Below are 17,229 nucleotides of genomic sequence, written 5' to 3'. Positions count from 1 at the left end.
ACCCACCATGCTGAAGACGTTGAAACTTCCCGCCGGTGGCGAAATCGGCATCGTCGCGCTGATCGTCGCGATTATTTCGCTGATGATCCTGCCCTTACCGCCGACGCTGATCGACATTCTGCTCGGCGTGAACATCACGATCAGCGTGACCTTGCTGATGGTGACGATGTACGTGCCCGACGTGGTGTCGCTGTCCGCGTTTCCGTCGCTGCTGCTGTTCACCACGCTGTACCGGCTCTCGCTGAACATCGCGTCGACCAAGTCGATTCTGCTGCATGCGGAAGCCGGCCATATCATCGAGAGCTTCGGCGAACTGGTGGTGGGCGGCAATCTGGTGGTCGGGCTAGTGGTGTTCGTCATTATCACCACCGTGCAGTTCATCGTGATCGCGAAAGGTTCGGAACGGGTCGCCGAGGTCGGCGCGCGCTTCACGCTCGACGCACTGCCAGGCAAGCAGATGAGTATCGACGCCGATCTGCGCGCCAATCTGCTGACCGCCGAAGAAGCGCGCCGAAAACGCGCGACGCTCGCTGTCGAAAGCCAGTTGCACGGCGGCATGGACGGGGCGATGAAGTTCGTCAAAGGCGATGCGATTGCGGGCTTGATCATCACGATGATCAATATCGTCGCGGGCATCGCGGTGGGTGTCGCGTATCACAACATGAGCGCGGGCGAAGCGGCGAACCGCTTTTCGATTCTGTCGGTCGGCGATGCGATGGTGTCGCAGATTCCGTCGCTGTTGTTGTCGGTGGCGGCCGGCGTGATGATCACGCGCGTCGCGGATGAACGGCAAGCCAAACCCGGTTCGCTCGGCGATGAGATCGGTCGCCAACTCGGTTCCAGTTCGCGCGCACTGTATTTCGCGGCGGTGTTGCTGCTTGGCTTCGCCGCTGTACCGGGCTTTCCGGCTGCGCTCTTCCTGCTGCTCGCCGGCACGCTCGCATTCACCGCATGGCGTCTGAATGCAAAAAAGCCCCAGCAGCAAAATCACGAACGCGAATCGCTGCACGCCATGCAACGCTCGGGTTCGAAGACCGACGTGCCCGCGATTCTGGCGCGCGCACCGCAATTCACCTGCCCGCTCGGCGTTCGTATTGCGCCGGACCTGGTCGCCCGGCTGACCATGCCCGCGCTCGACAAGTCGTTCGAAACCGAACGCGCGCGCTTGCAGGAAGAACTCGGCCTGCCGTTTCCGGGTATCACGATGTGGACCTACGCCGCGCTGCCTTCTTCGACCTGTCAGATTCTCGTGCACGATGTGCCGCAACTGACGATCGAACTACCGGCCGGCAAAGTGATGTTGCCCGAAGCCAGCCGTCTCGCGCATTCGGCCGCACCCGTCACGCTGACGAGTGAAGAAAGCCAGGCCATGGACGCGCTCATTGCGCAATGCGAAGCCGGCCCGCCAATCGACACGAGCGGCGCGCCGACGCGCTGGCTCGAAGAGCGTGCGGTGCCGCCGAAAACACCGGTGTGGCGTGCGGAACAGGCGATCGCGCATGCGTCAGTGGCGCTGATGCGGCGGCACGCACCGCTCTTTCTCGGCATCCAGGAAGTGCAATGGATTCTCGATCAGTTGGGGAGCGACTATCCGGGCCTCGTCGCCGAAGTGCAGAAAGTGCTGCCGCCGCAACGGATCGCCGACGTGCTGCGCCGTCTGCTCGAAGAGCAGATTTCGATCCGCAATGTCCGCACGATCATGGAAAGTCTGATTGCGTGGGGACCGAAAGAAAAAGACATGCTGATGCTCACCGAGTACGTGCGCGGCGACCTCTCGCGCTTTCTCGCGCATCGGGCCGCGAGCGGCGAGCGGACCCTGTCGGCGGTGCTGTTCGACATGCCGGTCGAGCAGCATATCCGTCAATCGATCAAGCAGACGCCGACCGGCAACTTCCTCGCCTTGCCGCCCGACGAAGCCACGTTGCTGATCGACAAGATCCAGTCCTTCGTCGGCGCTGTGCCGCGCGAAGGAGTGGCGCTGGTGACATCGATGGATATTCGCCGTTACGTGCGGCGCATGATCGAGGCGCGGCTCGGCTGGCTTGCGGTGTATTCGTATCAGGAACTCGGCGAGCACGTTGAATTGCGGCCGCTCGGCCGTGTGTCGATCTGAGGCCGTGACGATGACGCACATCGTTTCGCGCCACGTGCGTGTCATTCCCGGCGAAGCGGACAGCGAAACGGCCGACGAAATCGACGCGCGCACAGCTTCGCGCGGATCGGGTGGACGCGGTTTCGACTACGCGTCGCTGCTCGGACGACGTCGTACGTTGCATCGGCTCAATAGCAATGCGAATACCGATGCGCATGCAGGTTCGCAAGGTGGAGACGAAGCGGATGCCGCTGAAGACACTGCTGATGTGCCTGTTCCGTCGGCACCGCGCCCGTTTGCACGTAGCGGCGGAGACGCGGGCTCTGACGCGTCTGCAAACACTGCGTCCGGCGCTGACGCGAATCCTTCGACAAACGCGGATAGCACGCCCTCGCCCGAGCGTCTTGCAATCGGCGCACGTGTCGCCGATGCCGCAGCGCCGGTCGTGACTGCCGTCTACCGGCAGCAGCAACGCTTCGTGCAACTGCTTGGCTCGCTTGCGCGTGAGATCGGCGCGTTCTGCGGCGATCCTTCGATTGCAGAAGCCGGCAACTGGGAAGTGCAGTTGCCGCTCGATCAGAAACTGCTGCCGCAGACCACGCTGTATCTGACGCTTTCGCGTTTCAGTCTGCAGCTTCGGTTCGACACGCCGGATACGGCGACGAGGCAACTACTCTTGGAACACAGCGCACTACTCGAGCGAGAGCTCGATACCTTGCTGCGCGCGTGGGGTGAAGCCCGCGAAATCGAACTCACTGTGTGGTGACGGATTCCCTGCGCATGACCTATCCGCTCGACGAGCCGACAACCGAAGACGAAGCCGCGACCGATCCGCACGCCGCGCGCGAGCGGACATCGGGCGTGGGCCCTATATCGGGCGATACGGCGCGCGAGCGTGCCGCCGCGGTGGAATCGACGCATCGGTCGAGCGACGTTGCTCGTAGCGCGCAGCAGCAGCAGCACGGTGCAGCTGCAATGCCGATCGCAACGATAAGGAATCCGGCACACGATGCGGCTGTGGTCGAAACACCCGTTACGCCGATCGCGCCGCTGCGTCTACCAGCCATCGGCCGCGCCGCCGCGCGCGTGACGCGCACGGTCTGCGATGCGCGGGTCGCCGGTTATCTGCATGCGACGCTCGGCGTCACCGAATGGCACGCCGCCTTGATCGATGCACACAGCGTTGATGCGGCTTACGCGGACCCGGGCGTCATCGAACTAACGCTCGCTTCGGCGGATGGCAATTCGACCGTCGCCATGCGCGTTGCTCTCGATCTGCACGACTATCCGGCCCTCTCGATCGCGGCGTGGCCGGACAGCGACGCGCTCACCACGAAGCCTCCCGCCGACGTCGCGTTACGTCAGGCTGTTGCCGGCGTCGTGCTGGAACCACTATTCGAGCGATTGATCCGCGCAGGTTTCAAAGGCCCACGTGTCGCCGCTGTTCGCCGCGGGCGGCTGAACGAGGCTAATGCCGACGCACCTGTCGTCGCACTCTCGTTTGTGCTCGGTGAACGCCGCTATCAGGCCGCGCTCAGCGCCGATCCCGCGTGCTATGACCTGCTCGACCGGTTGTTACGTACCGAACCCGCGCCTGCTTCGATTCAATCAATCGCAGCCTCAACTGCGTCGTCGACGTCGTCCGAACCCACACCAGAAACCGCCTTCGACCTCACCGTCCCCGGCAGCCTGATCCTCGGCGTCAAGCGCTTACCCGTCGACACACTGCACGCGCTGGAACCCGGCGACGTGCTGCTGCGCGCCGCCTTCCCTTCGCTCGATGCAACGCTGCTCGATGCCTCGAACGATCCCTCTTCGCCTCACGCGCGGCCACGTGCCGTCGCCGCGTGGGGAACCCCCGGGCTCACTCGTGTGTGCGCCGCTGTGGAACTCGACGGGCAGTCGCTCGTCATCGTCAAGGAGCCGAACATGTCAGAAGAGCTGGACCCGGCGAGCGCCGACGCCGGGCTCGCCATCGACGACCCCGCCGACCCGATCCGGATCGGCGAACTCGAGCTGCCGGTGCAGTTCGAGATCGACACGGTGGCACTACCGCTCGCCCAGTTGTCGGCGCTCGGCCCCGGTTACGTGCTCGAACTGCCCGTACCGGTGGCAGACGCGCAATTGCGGCTCGTCGCACACGGACAGACCATCGGCTATGGCGAGCTGGTGACGGTCGGTGAGCATCTCGGCATCCGCATCATTCGCATGGCGCACAGGCATGGTCCAATTCAGTGATATCACCGGGCTGCTGCTGGTCGTCGTCGCGATCAGCCTGCTGCCCTTCGTTGCCATGGTCGTCACGTCTTACGCGAAAATCGTCGTAGTGCTGGGCCTCTTGCGCAATGCGCTCGGCGTGCAGCAGGTACCGCCGAACATGGTGCTCAACGGCATCGCGATTCTGGTGTCCATCTACGTGATGGCGCCGATCGGCATGCTCGCCGCGAAATCGCTCGAAGGGCAACAGCTCGCCGCGCAGCCTTCGCAAGCGTTGATTCAGGCATTCGGCGCGGCGCGCGAGCCGTTCCGCGCGTTCCTCGTCAAGCACACCAACGAGCGCGAAAAGCGCTTCTTCCTGCGCTCGGCTTCCGTGGTGTGGCCGAAGGAAGAAGCCTCGCAGATCAAGGAAGACGATCTGATCGTGCTGGCGCCCGCGTTCACGCTGACGGAAATGACCGACGCGTTCAAGATCGGCTTTCTGCTGTACATCGCGTTCATCGTGATCGACCTGATCATCGCGAACGTGCTGCTCGCGATGGGCCTGAACCAGGTCACGCCGACCAACGTCGCGATTCCGTTCAAGCTGCTGCTGTTCGTCGTGATGGACGGCTGGTCGACGTTGATCCACGGTCTCGTGATGTCCTACAAATAGCGCGCGTAGTCGGAACGACCGCCCAGGGAAACTCACATGGAAATCGATTCGCTGATCCGCTTTACCACCGAGGGCATGCTGCTGTGTCTGACCGTATCGCTGCCGGCGGTGATCGTCGCGGCGGTGGTCGGGCTCGGCGTGTCGTTCCTGCAGGCCATTACGTCGATGCAGGACCAGACGCTCTCGCACGCGGTCAAGCTGATCGCGGTGACGGTGGTGATCGTGGTCGCCGCGCCGCTCTCGTGCGCGGCGATTCTGCACTTCGCCAACGAAATGATGCAGGCAGCTGTGCCGCTGTAAAGCGGCGCACTGCCTGACCGACCAGCGAGGCGATCGACATGAGCCGCATCTCTCATCAGGGCAGCGATACGGCGGCGGCCCAGGCACAACACGTCGCCCAGTCGCAGCAGAAAGCGGCCAATGCGCAAGGTGCTCGCAACGGCGCGCAATTCGCGGCCCTCTATCGCGGCACCACCAATTTCACATACGGCAACGACGCGCAGCGTGGTCCGTCGGTGAGTTCGGTGCGTGCGAAGAGAATGGCCGATCAGTTGGCGCGCAAACGTCGCGCCGCGAAGAAGCAGCGCAGTAATGCCGGGGGGCTCGACGACGATGGCCCGGACGACGCCGAAGCGCATCATGCCGAGGGCCATAAGGTCAACCGCGACGGCGGCGGGCGTGGCGGCGGTGGCCATTCGCAGGGCGATCATAGTGATGAACATGATTCCGGCGCGGCGCCGTCGATCAAGGCGCGCGGCGATCGCAACGCCGTGCCGCCTCCACCGCCGGGCCGTCTCGACGCGATCGCCGCACAGTATGCACAGCCGGGGCAGGAAGGCGCGCGCGCCGCAGCGGTACGCGACGCGTGGCGCACTGACATGCTGAGCTTGCGCGAGCAATTAGCCGCCAATCCGCAGATGCCGATCGACGCCCGCGTGCTGGAACAGGCGATCGATCTGCTTGGGGTGCAGCAGAGAATCGGCAGCATTGCCGCGCCGCAGCCAGGTGCGGGATCCGGTGTGGCCGCGTTGCGTGAGCGTACCGCCGGGTCGACCGCCCAAGGGGTGACGCGGCTGCCGCCGCCGGAGCGGGTGCAGCGTTTCAACCTGCTGTTTCCGTTGCTTTGGCTGCATGCCGATAAACCGTCCAATGCGGCGCAGCTCAACCGGTCGATCGACACGTTGTGCGTGATGCGCAGCGGCACGCTCGGGCGGTCGGCGGTTTCGGGCTCTTCCGAGGCACCGGGGACCGCGGGCGCGTTGGGTACATCTGGCGCAACCGAGTCTGCCCCTGAAAGAAGCGCCCATGCAGCCGCACCCGGGGCGCCGACGCCCCCGCCAGGCCCGCGCCGGGCCTTTCCTGGCGGCGGCCGCTAGGCGGTTTGCCGCGCGGCTTCGCATCCCATGCGGCGCCTTCGCATCCGCTCCCGACCATGCCATAGCGGGCGGCTACATTAGGGTCGATCGGGCCGGTCGCGCCGTGCACCGCGCGCGCCCCGGTTCTCCTCCCATCCACCCTGTGCGAGCACGATGAAACTGCTGCGGATACTGACGGGCGTTCACGCGGGAGCGCAATTGCAGCTCACGCCGGGCACGCATCGCGTCGGCGCCGACGACGATGCCGACATCCGCCTCACCGACTGGCGCGGTGCGGATGCGCTGCTGCACGTCGATGCGAGCGGCGTGGTCAGCGCACAGCGCGTCGCGGCTGCGGCCGTGCAGACAGTGGACACGGCAGACGGGCAGCCAGCACAGCCCGCCGTCGCGGAAGAAGTGGTGTTGCTGGTGGACTTCGTGCCGATGCAATTCGACGACATGATCCTGTGCGTCGGCGCGGACGACGCCGTGTGGCCGTCCGACCTCGACCTGCTGTCGATGCTCCTGACGCGCCCCGCCGAAGCGCGTTTCGCCGCCGAACGCAAGAAGCGCCGCCGCTATGTCGGCGCCGTGGTGGCGTGCTTCGCGCTCGGTATCGTGATCGTCGCCGGTTCGCTGCTGACGACCACGCAGATGAGCCGCGCCGCCCTGCCGCGTAATGCGGACGACCGCGCGCAGCGCGTCAGCGAAGCGTTGGCCGCGGCCCACGTGAGCGGTTTGCAGGCGCACGCGGTGGGCAATACCGTGGTGGTGACCGGCATGGTCACGAGCCCTGCCGACGACGACGCCGTGCGTAACCTGCTCGCGCGGATTTCGACGACCGGCATCTCGCGCAATTACGACGTCGCACAGAACGACGCGCGCAGCATCGAGGATTCGCTCGGCGTCGCGGGCGCTCACGTGCGCTATCTCGGCGACGGCAACTTCGCGATAACAGGTGCCGTCAGCAGCCGCGCGGATCTCGACGCCGCGCTGGCGCGCGTGCGGGCCGATCTGGATTCGAACGTGAAAAACGTGGTCGTGGAAGCCGCGGAAAACACCAGCATTGCCGCGGCCAACCCGAGCGCGGCGTCGTATTCCGAAATGATTTCCTCCGACGACGTCCGCTACGCGCAAACGCCGGACGGCGTCAAACATATCTACGCGATCGATCCGCCAGCGTCGGACAGCGATGCGGCAGCCGCGGCGAATGCGGCTTCGGGAACAGGCGGTGCGAGCGGCGTAGTGGTCGCCAACGGCAATGCCAACGCCAACGCCAACGCAGCCACTCAATCCAGCGGCACCGCGACAGCGAATGCAAACGCCACGGCGAAAGGCAACCCCAACGTCGCCCATACAGCAAACACGGCAAACCCATCGAACCCGGCAAACGCCTCGATCGTCGACAACGACACCGTCACCCGCAGCGCAGCCGGCGTCGTGCCGCTGCCCAACCCCGCCACACTGCCGACCGCGCAGCCGCGCGGTCCGTCCAGCTGACCCACTACCGGCACACCGCCCCGTTCAATCAGGAGATCGACATGTACGAGCAGCTCGAAACCCACGCCAGCGAATTCAACGACCTGCAGAAGACGCTCGCCGATCCGGCCGGTGCGCCGAAAGTGGACGCGATCCGTCAGGCGCTCGACGCAACCGCGCAGCGGATCAGCGACACGCAGGGCGCAACCGACCTCGATCGCAACAATCTGGCAAAGCTGTATCGCGGCTTTCTCGCTGCGTCGCGCGTGATCGCGCGGCTGCAGGAAAAACAAGCCGGCGCGCACGCCTGATACGGCGGCGCGGTGGCTCACCGCGAGCCTGGCGGCGTGTCACGCACCGGGCTCGCGGGCAACGCGCTTGCTGCGGCGGCCTGTTCTTATGAGCAGCCGGCGCGGCGGCAGGTCTCGATATAGGCCACTCACTCTCTACCCATAGTCACTGGAGGTTCTTATGTCCGTAGGAAGCGCAGGCGGAATGATGGCTGGTCTCACGCAGGAAATGGACCAGATGACGATGATGTCAGCCCAGATGCAAGTTGAGCAAAGCATGTATTCGTCGGTGGCGAACATTGCGAAGAGCGGTGCAAGCAACGTCAAGGATGCTTCGCGCGGTAGCTAAGCATCGCAGACGCGGGCCGCTCGCCATCGGCGGCGGTCCGCACACGGCCGGTCCTGTTTTGCGTGGGACCCGGCCGTGTTTTTTGCGGCATTCTCAGCATTCGCCGGATGCATGGCGCGGGTCGCATCCGCACCGCGCCGATTACAGCGTGCATCGCCCAAGCAAGGTACGAGGATGAGCAGCGAGCGTTACACCAGCCTGATCGTGGATCTGTGCGCGACCGTCGGTCTCGGCGACGCGGACCATGTGCTGCGCACGCGGTCGATCGAGGTCGAAGGCTTCGACGTGCGGCTCGACTATTTCGAGCGCGACCTCGACGCGATGTATGCGAATTTTCATTTCGGCACGGTGACGGCCGGGCGCACGCTCGTCGTGTTCCGGCTCATGCTCGAAGCCAACCTGCTGATCTATGCACAGGATCAGGCGCAACTGGGGCTCGATACGGACACGGGCGGCGTGGTGCTAGTGCTGCGCTTGCCGTTCGCCGACGGTCTCAACGGCGAAGGGCTCGCCGATCTGCTCGCGCATTACGCGGAGCATGGCCGCTACTGGCGGCAGAACATCGTCGAATCGAACGACGAGATGTTTGAAGGCATCGCTTCGGGGGAATACTTCTGGCTGCGGGCCTAAGCCCGCATTACCCCATCACCCCTTCGACGCCTCTTCGACATTGTGCGCGCCCTGCTTCAGCAACTCCGCGATCTGGTTGACCGCCGCCTGCTCCAGCTGCATCACGCCGCCCAGTACGTTCAAACCAGCCGATGCCACGCCGGTTGCATCGTTCGCGACGGTGGCCGCGCCTTGCGTCAGCCCGCCGAACCGGCCGGGACGGCCTGGCACGCCGCCGGGCACGCCTCCCGCGTTTTGCTGAGGCACCACAGGCCTGCTCGCCGACGAGGTGTTGGCCGAGAACGACGCGCCCTTGCGCTTGCCCGTTGCCTCGCCGCTGCCGTTGGCGGCTAGCTGGCTGAGATTCGCGTCCGCTTGCTGACTGGCGTGCGCCGCCCCGTCGACGGGCTTGCGGCCGCCGGTGGCAGGCGACGACGGCGTGCTGATGTCGGATAGCGGTAGCGTGCTGCTCGGGCGTGAAATCGACGGGGAATCCGGCATGGTGCGAGGCTCCTGATGGAATGTGCGCTGCGGTGACGAAGCGCAAGACGGGACGTCGAACAGGCATCCTGCTCGACCTTACAACAGGCGTACGAGGCCCGCGGTAACAGCGCGAAATAGTGTGCGACGAAGCGAAGCCGGATACAGGGCGCGATGGGACAAATCACGTAGCCGCGAGCACGGTCAGCCGCACGCCAGCGCCTTGCCGGCCGTCCGCAGCCCGGTCTTCGCGCCCCCTTACGCCGGTTCGCGGACCGTCGTGCGTGAGTCACACGCGGGCGGCACACTGCATGAGTTCGTCGCTCATTCGGAGTCCGAGTCATGCGCTTCATCCCGCTCGACAGCATGGAAACGCCCTATCTGCGGCTGCGTCCGCTCACCCTTGCCGATGCGCCCGCCCTGTTCGACCAGATGCTCGGCGACGCCGACACGATGCGCGACCTGCCGGTGCTGCGCCATACCGGCGTGGCGCAAACCACCGAATTCGTCGACGAAGCGCTGCGCGGCTGGGACGACGGCAGCCTGATTCGCTACACGCTCGAATGCAAGGAAACCGGCCGGCTGACCGCGTTGATCGAACTGAAGCCGACGCTGCCGCGTGTGGAGATCGGCGTGATCATCAGCCGGCACGGCGGCGCCCGACGCCGCCGGGCCGGCGTACTCGCGCTGCAGGAATTGATCGACTGGCTGATCGAGCAGCCGGGCGTGTACCGGGTCTTCGCGTGCTGCGCCGTGGATGGCGCCGCGCACAGTTCGATGGAGCGCCTCGGCTTCGTCCAGGAAGCGCGGCTCACGAATCACGAGCCGCGTCCGAACCGCGGCCTCGCCGCCGACGACAGCTTTCTCTACGCCTTGACGCGGCCCGCACCGGTCCCGCCGGAGCCGGCCAGCGAAGGTGCAGCCTGGCTGCGCAACACGATGCAGTGGAGTCTCGCGGACGCCTGAAGCCGCCGAACCGTCCAACCGCCCAGCAGAAGGCCCAAGCCGGAACGAAGAAGTGTCCGCAAGACAAGCAATTGTTCACTTCTCAGGCGATAATGCAAAGGTCAGACGAATACCGCATCGCGGCCATTCGTTACGCGTGCCTCGCGAGTACCCCTCGCCGGTGGACCGAAACACAACTACGCCGGAGACCCATCATGTCGCTACCGCGGCTCACCGGTCAGGTGATCGCCTTTTCGCGATTCTGGCTCGCGCGCGAGGTGGGCCTGCTGATTTCCGACGGCGCCGTCATCGAACTCGGCGCGCGCCCCTTCGCGATGCTCGCTGCCCTGCTCGAGGCGCGTGGCCGCGTTGTGTCGACCACCGAGTTGCGCGAGATCGTCTGGCCGGGCAGCAATGTCGATGCGAACACGGTGCAGGCGCAGATCTCCGCGATTCGCCGCGCGCTCGACGACGACCGCGACCTGATCGTCACCGTGGCCGGCCGCGGCTACCGCTTTGCGGGCGAAGTCCGCGTGCTCGACACCCCCGACGCCGGGCTTGATTTCCCGGTGGCGAACGCCGGCAGCATAGCAGCCTCGCTCGCCACCTCGTTCGCGGCAACAGCCGCAGCCAGCCCGCCGACCACGGTCGGACTCACGTTCGGTTCGTCGTACGGCTCGTCCTATAGCGCAACGTGGCGCGGCGCCGCTCCGGCCTCGCCGCGCACCGCGTATTCCAAAGCCGCGCCGTCCGCGACGCTGACCTCAGTCACAGCCGTATCGAGCCTCGCCGCGGCCGCCGTGCCGACCACCTCGGCTTTTCCGGCGTTGATGCCGACCAGCGCCGTCACGTCGCTGCGCTCACAGATCATCGACCCGTCGCCGTTCATCGGCCGTCATGCCGAACTGTCCGAATTGCTTGCACTGGTGCCCACACGCCGCATCGTCACGCTGACCGGCGCATCCGGCGTCGGTAAAACGCGACTCGCGATCGAAGCCGCCAGCCACCTCGCGCCGCATTTTCCAGACGGCGATTTTTGCGCGGCGCTGGCCTCGCTCGCCCAGCCCGACCGCATCGCCAACGCGATCGGCGCGGCCATCGGCCTCGAGCCGGATAACGAGTTGGCGATGGCGGCCAATCTGGCCATGCAGATCGGCGAGCGCCGCATGCTGCTGATCGTCGATCACTGCGATCATCTGAGCGAAGCCGCGGCCGAGTTCATCGATACGCTGGTGGCGAATACAGGCGGCTTGCATGTGATCGCCACGTGCGAGTCGCCTCTATTCATCGGCGGCGAAACGGCCGTGCCGGTGGCCGCGTTGCGCGCGCCGCCCGAGCAGATCGACGGCACGCCCGCCACGCTCGACTACGACGCGCTGCGCCTGCTCTTCACCCGGCTCGCGCACTGTCTGAAGCCAGCCGCTTTGCATGCGCCGCTGCCCGAAGTGGACAGCATCGCGCCGACCACCTTTGCGGCGGCCGCGCTGATTTGCCGGCGTGTCGACGGTGTGCCGTTCGCGCTCGAACTCGCTGCGGCGACCATCGCCGGCCAGGTGCGTGCGGGTGTGCCGCCGGAAGACGCGATCGTCGCATTCGCGCGAGAACTCGATACGGTGATGACGCATCGCAGCGGCGGGCGCCGCATCGTGCTGCCGCGCGCGGCGATCGTCCACGTGATGCTCGACCTGTCGTACGCGGCGCTCGAGGCGCCGACCCGCACCATGCTGCGCCGGCTCGGCATTTTTGCCACCGCGTTCTCGCACGACGCTGCCTGCGAAATGCTCGGCGCGTTCGGCAGCGACTACGGCTTCGGACCGCCCGACCCGCGCCAGCTGGAACGCCAGCTTCATACGCTGATGGATGCGGGCCTCGTGAATGCGGTCGACTGCGACGGCGCCTTGCGGCTGCGCTTGCCGCCCGCCGTGCGCCGCTTCGCGCTCGACGCGCTGGAGCGCAACCGAGAAAGCGCCGAGGCAGATCTGCATCACGCGCAGTTCGTCGCCCGCGATATGGCGCGCCGTTTCGGCGCGGGCGTCGCTGTGGCCACGGCGCACAGCCGCCACGATATCGACGCGCTGCGCGCTGCGCTCGAATGGGCCGTCTCGGTCGACAAGGTGGAACTGTGCACCGAGTTGCTCGACAACACGGCGCCGATGTGGGGGGCGCTCGCGCTCGTCGACGAATACATCGGCTGGGTGCGCGCCGTGCTGGCGCGCGTGGACAGTGTCTCGATGCGCCGTATCCGCGACGAGATGCGCTTGCGCGCCGTGCTTGCGCGCGCGTTGATGCTCAAGCGCAGCACGTCGAACGAGATCGTCGAGAGCTGGCAGCGCACCTACGAGCTCGCCAATATCTGCGCCGACACGCCGTATCGCCTGCGTGCGCTGTTCTGCCTCGTGATGTGCGCGCTCGACGCCGGCGAGATCGAGCATTGCCGGCGCCTCTCCAACGAGTTCAGCGAAATCGCGCCGGTGGCGCACAGCCAGGCGGTCAGCATCAACGCGCGGCGCATCGAAGGCATCGTCAAGGCGTATGCGGGCGAGTTCGATACCGCGATCCGCCTGCTCGCGCCAGTCGTCGGACTCAATGACGAAGCGGCCGACGAGATCGACGAAGACGTCAGTCGCGAGGCCAATGCGGTCGCCACCAGCTATGGGCTGTCGCTGCATCTCGTGGCGCGGGCGATTCACGCCGTGGCGCTGTGGCTGGTCGGTCAACCGCATATGGCCGCGCCGCTGCGCGTCACGATCCGCGATCCCGCCGACGAAAGCGAACCGCTCGCGGGCTGCATCGCACTCGGCCTCGCCTGCGCACTTGCCGCACTCGACGACGACATTCCACTGACCGAGTCCTGCGCGGCGGCGATGGTGACGCGAGCGCGAGCGGCGGGCGTGAAACGCTGGCTGCGCCTCGGCCTCGATTTTCAGCTTTGGCTCGACGCGCGGCGCGGCGATCAGGAAGCCGCGCGGCGGCTGATTACCGGCGCGATGAAGCGGATGGCGCGCGAACGCGTCAATGTGCCCGATATCGCCTTCATCGCCACGCTGCTGCCGCGCATCGCGCTGCAGGACGAACCAGAATTCGCGGCCGCGCTCGGCGCGACGCTGCGCGAAGCGGTGAGCCGCAGCGAACGCACCGGCGAGCTCTGGTATGTGCCGGAGCTGCTACGTCTGATTGCGACGCTGCGTCAGCGCAGCGGCGAAGATCCGCGAGCCGTGCGGCCGCTGCTTGAAGACGCGCTGCAGCGCGCCCGGCAGCACGGCGCACGACGGCTCGAATTGCGCATCACCGTCGATCTCGAAGCGCTCGACGCATCGGCTTCCGCGGGGCTGCTTCGCGTGCGATGACCTCGCTTCGCACCCTGCCTGGGACTGTCATATGCGCTCCATACCGTGACTTCAACTGCCGCTCGTTGAACGTCACGCGCCATGTCCGACATCCATGCAGTACCGCAGCACCCGATTCACACGCCCGAGGTCGAAGGGACTGAAGCGGCCGGTCATCAGCCTGCCGGTGCGCCTACCGTGCAACCCACGGGCACGCCGCAGGCCCGGCCGCTGGTCGACGAAACGCTGCTGGGCAGGCTCGGTAACAAGCTGTCGCGCACCGGCGCACGGCTGCGCGCGAGCAAGTTCGATATCAGCACAGCGCTCTCGCAAACGAGTCAGCACGGCAAGCCGTTTGCGCCGGCCGACTTCACCGCGAACGGCGAGCGCTATCCAGCGAAGCCATCGGCGGCGTCCAACGCGTCAGGAACGCCGTTGGCGAAGAGCGAGCGGCAAGTTCGGCAGGCGCTTGGCAAGACGGCGCGGTCTTCGTCCGCTTCGTCCTCCTCGGCGGGCAGACTCGCAGCGGAACACGAAAACGAAGCGTCGACGATTCCGCTCGACGCGATGGCCGGCGAGGCCGCGCTGCGCGACTATGTGGGTCGTCAATTGCCTGGCCCTCAAGGCAACCTGCTCGCGCAGGGCGAGCTTTCGCATCGGCTGGCGGCGCTGAGCGGCCCCGACACCGCCACCGACACCCATCGCGGCGCCCTGGTCGCCCAGGCGCTACACGGCGCCAATATCGGCGACGCGCACAGTGCCAACGAAGTGCTCGACGCACTCGAACACCTCGACTTCGCGCAGATGCACACAGCCCGCTCGACGACGCCCGCCGAAGCCGGCGCATGGCAAGTCGCCCGCACGCTGGCGCGCACCGACGCCGGTTTCGACGCGCTCAACCAATTGCGCCATCACGGCCAGCCGCCGCCCGGCGATGCGTCGACGCAGCTCGCCCAGCGGATGATGCTGCAAGCCGCCGATGCGCTCGATCCGCCGCTTCACGGTGCGGGCCCGGCGCAGGATCCCGCACCGGCCGCCGTCGCCGCGCGTTCAGCTCCCGCGGCCGGCACACCGCTGAATGAAACCCCGCTCGCGTGGCAGGCTTATGACGCGGCGTCGACACTGACCACACAGGGTCGTGGCGCACTCAACGCCGATCAGAAGGGCGCGTTTTTCGCATGGCGCCAGAATTTTCGGGAAGACGGACGCGGCAGCGACTTGTCGCAGGCACGCGAACGTCTTAACAAATTCTCAGCGAAGACGATCGACCGCGTCGGCGAAAACCGTTGGAAGACGTTCTTGCCGCGGCTCGCCGGCAAACGCAGCTCACCGTTGTCGGCACTGCGCTTCGGCACGCAAGGCGTGCCGCGCAAGACCGTCGGCACTGAGCAGGGAAAGCTCGAGGAGGCCATGCGCGGGTCGTTGGCACCACTCTCCGAGCGGCCCGAGATGCGTCCCGCGGCGGCGCTTTCGCATGCGCGCCCGGAGCAGTCGATCGCCGAACTCGCAGCGCTGCATGTCTGGCTCGAATCAGGCGGCTTTCCGAATGGCAAGCTCGATGCGGAACAGTTGCACAAGGTCACCGAGCGCGCGCAGCAGTTGTGCGCCGAGCTGCAACCACGCGACGTCGGCTCGCCTGCAACGCTCGCGCGCCTGCAAACCGAAACCGCGCGTTGGGCCACCGCCGATCCGCACGCGCTCGCGCGCAGCAAGCCGTTCAAGTCGATCGCGAAACAGCCGTTCAATCTGGAACGGCTCGCCTCGTGGGGCAAGGTCGCGAAGGTGCCCGCCGATTCGCCGTTCTGGACCCATGTCTCCGACCTGAAGGACAAAGCGCGCCCGCCCGCGCCGACCGCCACCGCGGACACTGCCGACACGGTCCGGCAAACGCTCAAGGACGTCGCACACGATCTGCAATCGAGTTCGCGACTGCGTCTTACCGACGGCCGCCGTATCGGTGTAAGCACGCGCGGGTTGTCTGCGAATCTCAGCAAGGTGCTGCATACCGGCGGCGTGCCGATCGCGCCGCGCCTCGATCTGCGCGCGTCGAAAAGCCGTGAAGCCGTGGTCGAATTGAGCCGCGGCACGCACGGCGTCGAGATGTTCGTCGGCACCGCAAAAACGCAGGTGCGGCATGCGGGCGTCGGCGTACTGGTCGGCTACGACATGGACGTCGGGCTGACCCAGTTGCGCGCCGGGCTGACCACCCAGGCCGTGCTGCACTCGCAGGAGTTGTCCGAACCGAGCGGCGTGTCACTGCGCGTGGCACGCCGCGTCAATCCGAACGGCACCGGCTATGAAGATAGCGCGATGCGCGAAAAACTCGAAGGCATCATCGATCATGTCTTCGACGAAACGACCGCGGCGCACGGCGCCAACTCGGGCGGCTCACGCGGCACCTGGAACCGGCTCGCCGAACATTATTTCGATGACCCCGATGTGTCGATCAGCTGGACCGACACTGTGGCGCGCACCGTCAAACGCGGGGCCTCCGCCGATGTCGGCCTTTCCGTAAGCGTGCCGAAGATCGGCTCGCCGTTTCGCGCGGGCGCCAACATCGGCATCGGTTATGAGAAAACCGCGAAACAGACGCTTGATTCGAATGAGCAAAGTGGACGCATGCAAATCGAGCAACATCGCGTCGGCGCCGGCTCGCGTCTGATCGGGCGGCTGAGCGGCACCGTCAGTGCGACGCAGCCGGTCGGCGCGAAAGAGTCGAGCGTGGGCGTAGGGCTCGTCTCGCTCGACGCGCCGTCCGCGACCATGACGTTCAACGACGACAGCCACCTTGCCAAAGTACAACTGGTGCGCGAAGACGGCGCGCTGGTGCATCGCGCGTGTCTACTCGACACGGAGTATTCAAGTGCCGAAACCTACACGCGCGCACTCGATGCGAGCCGTGACCAGTGGGTCGATCTGTTCACTGAGCAGGTAAATGCAGAACAGGAAGGCGAACGGCAGGAAGCGCGGCTGAACGGCAGGCCCGAGCCGCAGCTACCACCGGCACGCACGCTCGCGGAACAACGGCTCGACCGGCACCTCGGCGATGTGAAGGCGAACCGGCGGCCAAACCAGACTTACTTCCACCGTTACCGGTTAAAGCGTAGCGCGGCAAAACAGCTCGACATGCTCGCGGCGATGTCGAAGCAACTGCCGCCCGGCGAGGCCGCTGCCGGGCGCGCGAAGATCGATGAAAAGGTGAATGGCATTCTGAACGAGCCTGCCTCGTGGATGCCGATTGAACTGAAGGTCAAGGAGCGCACAACCAGCACGCAGAGTCCTGGTTTGAATTTCGCGCTGCAGTTGAATACGCAGACGAGTGCGACGGGAGACAGGGAGTTGTTTGCGGAGAGTATTCCGTTTGCGCTGGTGGATCAGTTGGATCGTTGAGGTGCCGCAAGCGCGCCAACCTTGCTCCCGATCCCCCGTTGC

The 17,229-nt window shown here is 66.0% G+C and carries 14 protein-coding genes; 13 read left to right on the top strand and 1 reads right to left on the bottom strand.

Annotation, left to right across the window (positions count from 1 at the left end):
- Positions 1 to 7 precede the first annotated feature (7 nt).
- From sctV to KHO30_RS23715, 10 genes are all read left to right on the top strand, one after another.
- Complete coding sequence (gene sctV, locus KHO30_RS23760) at positions 8 to 2,113, top strand: type III secretion system export apparatus subunit SctV (RefSeq protein WP_093641332.1); 2,106 nt, start codon at positions 8 to 10, stop codon at positions 2,111 to 2,113.
- A 10-nt stretch (positions 2,114 to 2,123) separates the two neighbouring features.
- Positions 2,124 to 2,858 carry a type III secretion system protein SctP gene (gene sctP, locus KHO30_RS23755; RefSeq protein ID WP_211702533.1) on the top strand — a complete coding sequence of 245 codons (735 nt, stop codon included), beginning with the start codon at positions 2,124 to 2,126 and terminating at the stop codon, positions 2,856 to 2,858.
- A gap of 14 nt (positions 2,859 to 2,872) precedes the next feature.
- Complete coding sequence (sctQ, locus tag KHO30_RS23750; protein ID WP_244864118.1) at positions 2,873 to 4,330, top strand: type III secretion system cytoplasmic ring protein SctQ; 1,458 nt, start codon at positions 2,873 to 2,875, stop codon at positions 4,328 to 4,330.
- On the top strand, positions 4,314 to 4,964 hold the full coding sequence (sctR, locus tag KHO30_RS23745; RefSeq protein ID WP_093641338.1) for a type III secretion system export apparatus subunit SctR: 651 nt from the start codon (positions 4,314 to 4,316) through the stop codon (positions 4,962 to 4,964). Before sctQ ends, sctR begins: the two co-directional genes overlap by 17 nt.
- Before the next feature lie 36 nt (positions 4,965 to 5,000).
- Positions 5,001 to 5,264 carry a type III secretion system export apparatus subunit SctS gene (gene sctS / locus KHO30_RS23740; RefSeq protein ID WP_035546645.1) on the top strand — a complete coding sequence of 88 codons (264 nt, stop codon included), beginning with the start codon at positions 5,001 to 5,003 and terminating at the stop codon, positions 5,262 to 5,264.
- Between the two features lie 38 nt (positions 5,265 to 5,302).
- Positions 5,303 to 6,340 (top strand): hypothetical protein, encoded by a 1,038-nt coding sequence (locus KHO30_RS23735; protein WP_211702532.1) that lies wholly within the window; start codon positions 5,303 to 5,305, stop codon positions 6,338 to 6,340.
- Positions 6,341 to 6,493: 153 nt separating this feature from the next.
- Positions 6,494 to 7,819 carry a type III secretion protein gene (locus tag KHO30_RS23730; protein WP_211702531.1) on the top strand — a complete coding sequence of 442 codons (1,326 nt, stop codon included), beginning with the start codon at positions 6,494 to 6,496 and terminating at the stop codon, positions 7,817 to 7,819.
- 41 nt (positions 7,820 to 7,860) lie between these two features.
- Complete coding sequence (locus KHO30_RS23725) at positions 7,861 to 8,109, top strand: type III secretion protein (RefSeq protein WP_093641347.1); 249 nt, start codon at positions 7,861 to 7,863, stop codon at positions 8,107 to 8,109.
- A gap of 160 nt (positions 8,110 to 8,269) precedes the next feature.
- Positions 8,270 to 8,437 (top strand): hypothetical protein, encoded by a 168-nt coding sequence (locus KHO30_RS23720; RefSeq protein WP_167378473.1) that lies wholly within the window; start codon positions 8,270 to 8,272, stop codon positions 8,435 to 8,437.
- Between the two features lie 174 nt (positions 8,438 to 8,611).
- Positions 8,612 to 9,067 (top strand): CesT family type III secretion system chaperone, encoded by a 456-nt coding sequence (locus KHO30_RS23715; RefSeq protein ID WP_093641351.1) that lies wholly within the window; start codon positions 8,612 to 8,614, stop codon positions 9,065 to 9,067.
- A 15-nt stretch (positions 9,068 to 9,082) separates the two neighbouring features.
- On the opposite strand, the gene KHO30_RS23710 is transcribed toward KHO30_RS23715, so the two are convergent.
- Positions 9,083 to 9,547: a hypothetical protein gene (locus KHO30_RS23710; RefSeq protein ID WP_211702530.1), complete on the bottom strand. Its 465-nt coding sequence runs from the start codon at positions 9,545 to 9,547 to the stop codon at positions 9,083 to 9,085.
- A 321-nt stretch (positions 9,548 to 9,868) separates the two neighbouring features.
- Here KHO30_RS23710 and KHO30_RS23705 point away from each other — a divergent pair, with 321 nt between their 5' ends.
- The 3 genes from KHO30_RS23705 (at position 9,869) to KHO30_RS23695 (ending at position 17,187) form a co-directional block, all read left to right on the top strand.
- The gene (locus KHO30_RS23705; protein ID WP_200618478.1) at positions 9,869 to 10,492 is read left to right on the top strand and encodes a GNAT family N-acetyltransferase; all 624 of its coding nucleotides are present in this window, start codon (positions 9,869 to 9,871) and stop codon (positions 10,490 to 10,492) included.
- 194 nt (positions 10,493 to 10,686) lie between these two features.
- Positions 10,687 to 13,818: an ATP-binding protein gene (locus tag KHO30_RS23700; RefSeq protein WP_211702529.1), complete on the top strand. Its 3,132-nt coding sequence runs from the start codon at positions 10,687 to 10,689 to the stop codon at positions 13,816 to 13,818.
- An 81-nt stretch (positions 13,819 to 13,899) separates the two neighbouring features.
- Positions 13,900 to 17,187 (top strand): autotransporter, encoded by a 3,288-nt coding sequence (locus tag KHO30_RS23695; protein ID WP_211702528.1) that lies wholly within the window; start codon positions 13,900 to 13,902, stop codon positions 17,185 to 17,187.
- Positions 17,188 to 17,229: the final 42 nt, after the last annotated feature.

Source organism: Paraburkholderia aspalathi (assembly GCF_905220735.1).
Taxonomy (GTDB): Bacteria; Pseudomonadota; Gammaproteobacteria; order Burkholderiales; family Burkholderiaceae; genus Paraburkholderia; species Paraburkholderia aspalathi.
Note: the sequence above shows the minus strand (reverse complement) of the source record. Positions and strands in the feature narration are given on the sequence as shown.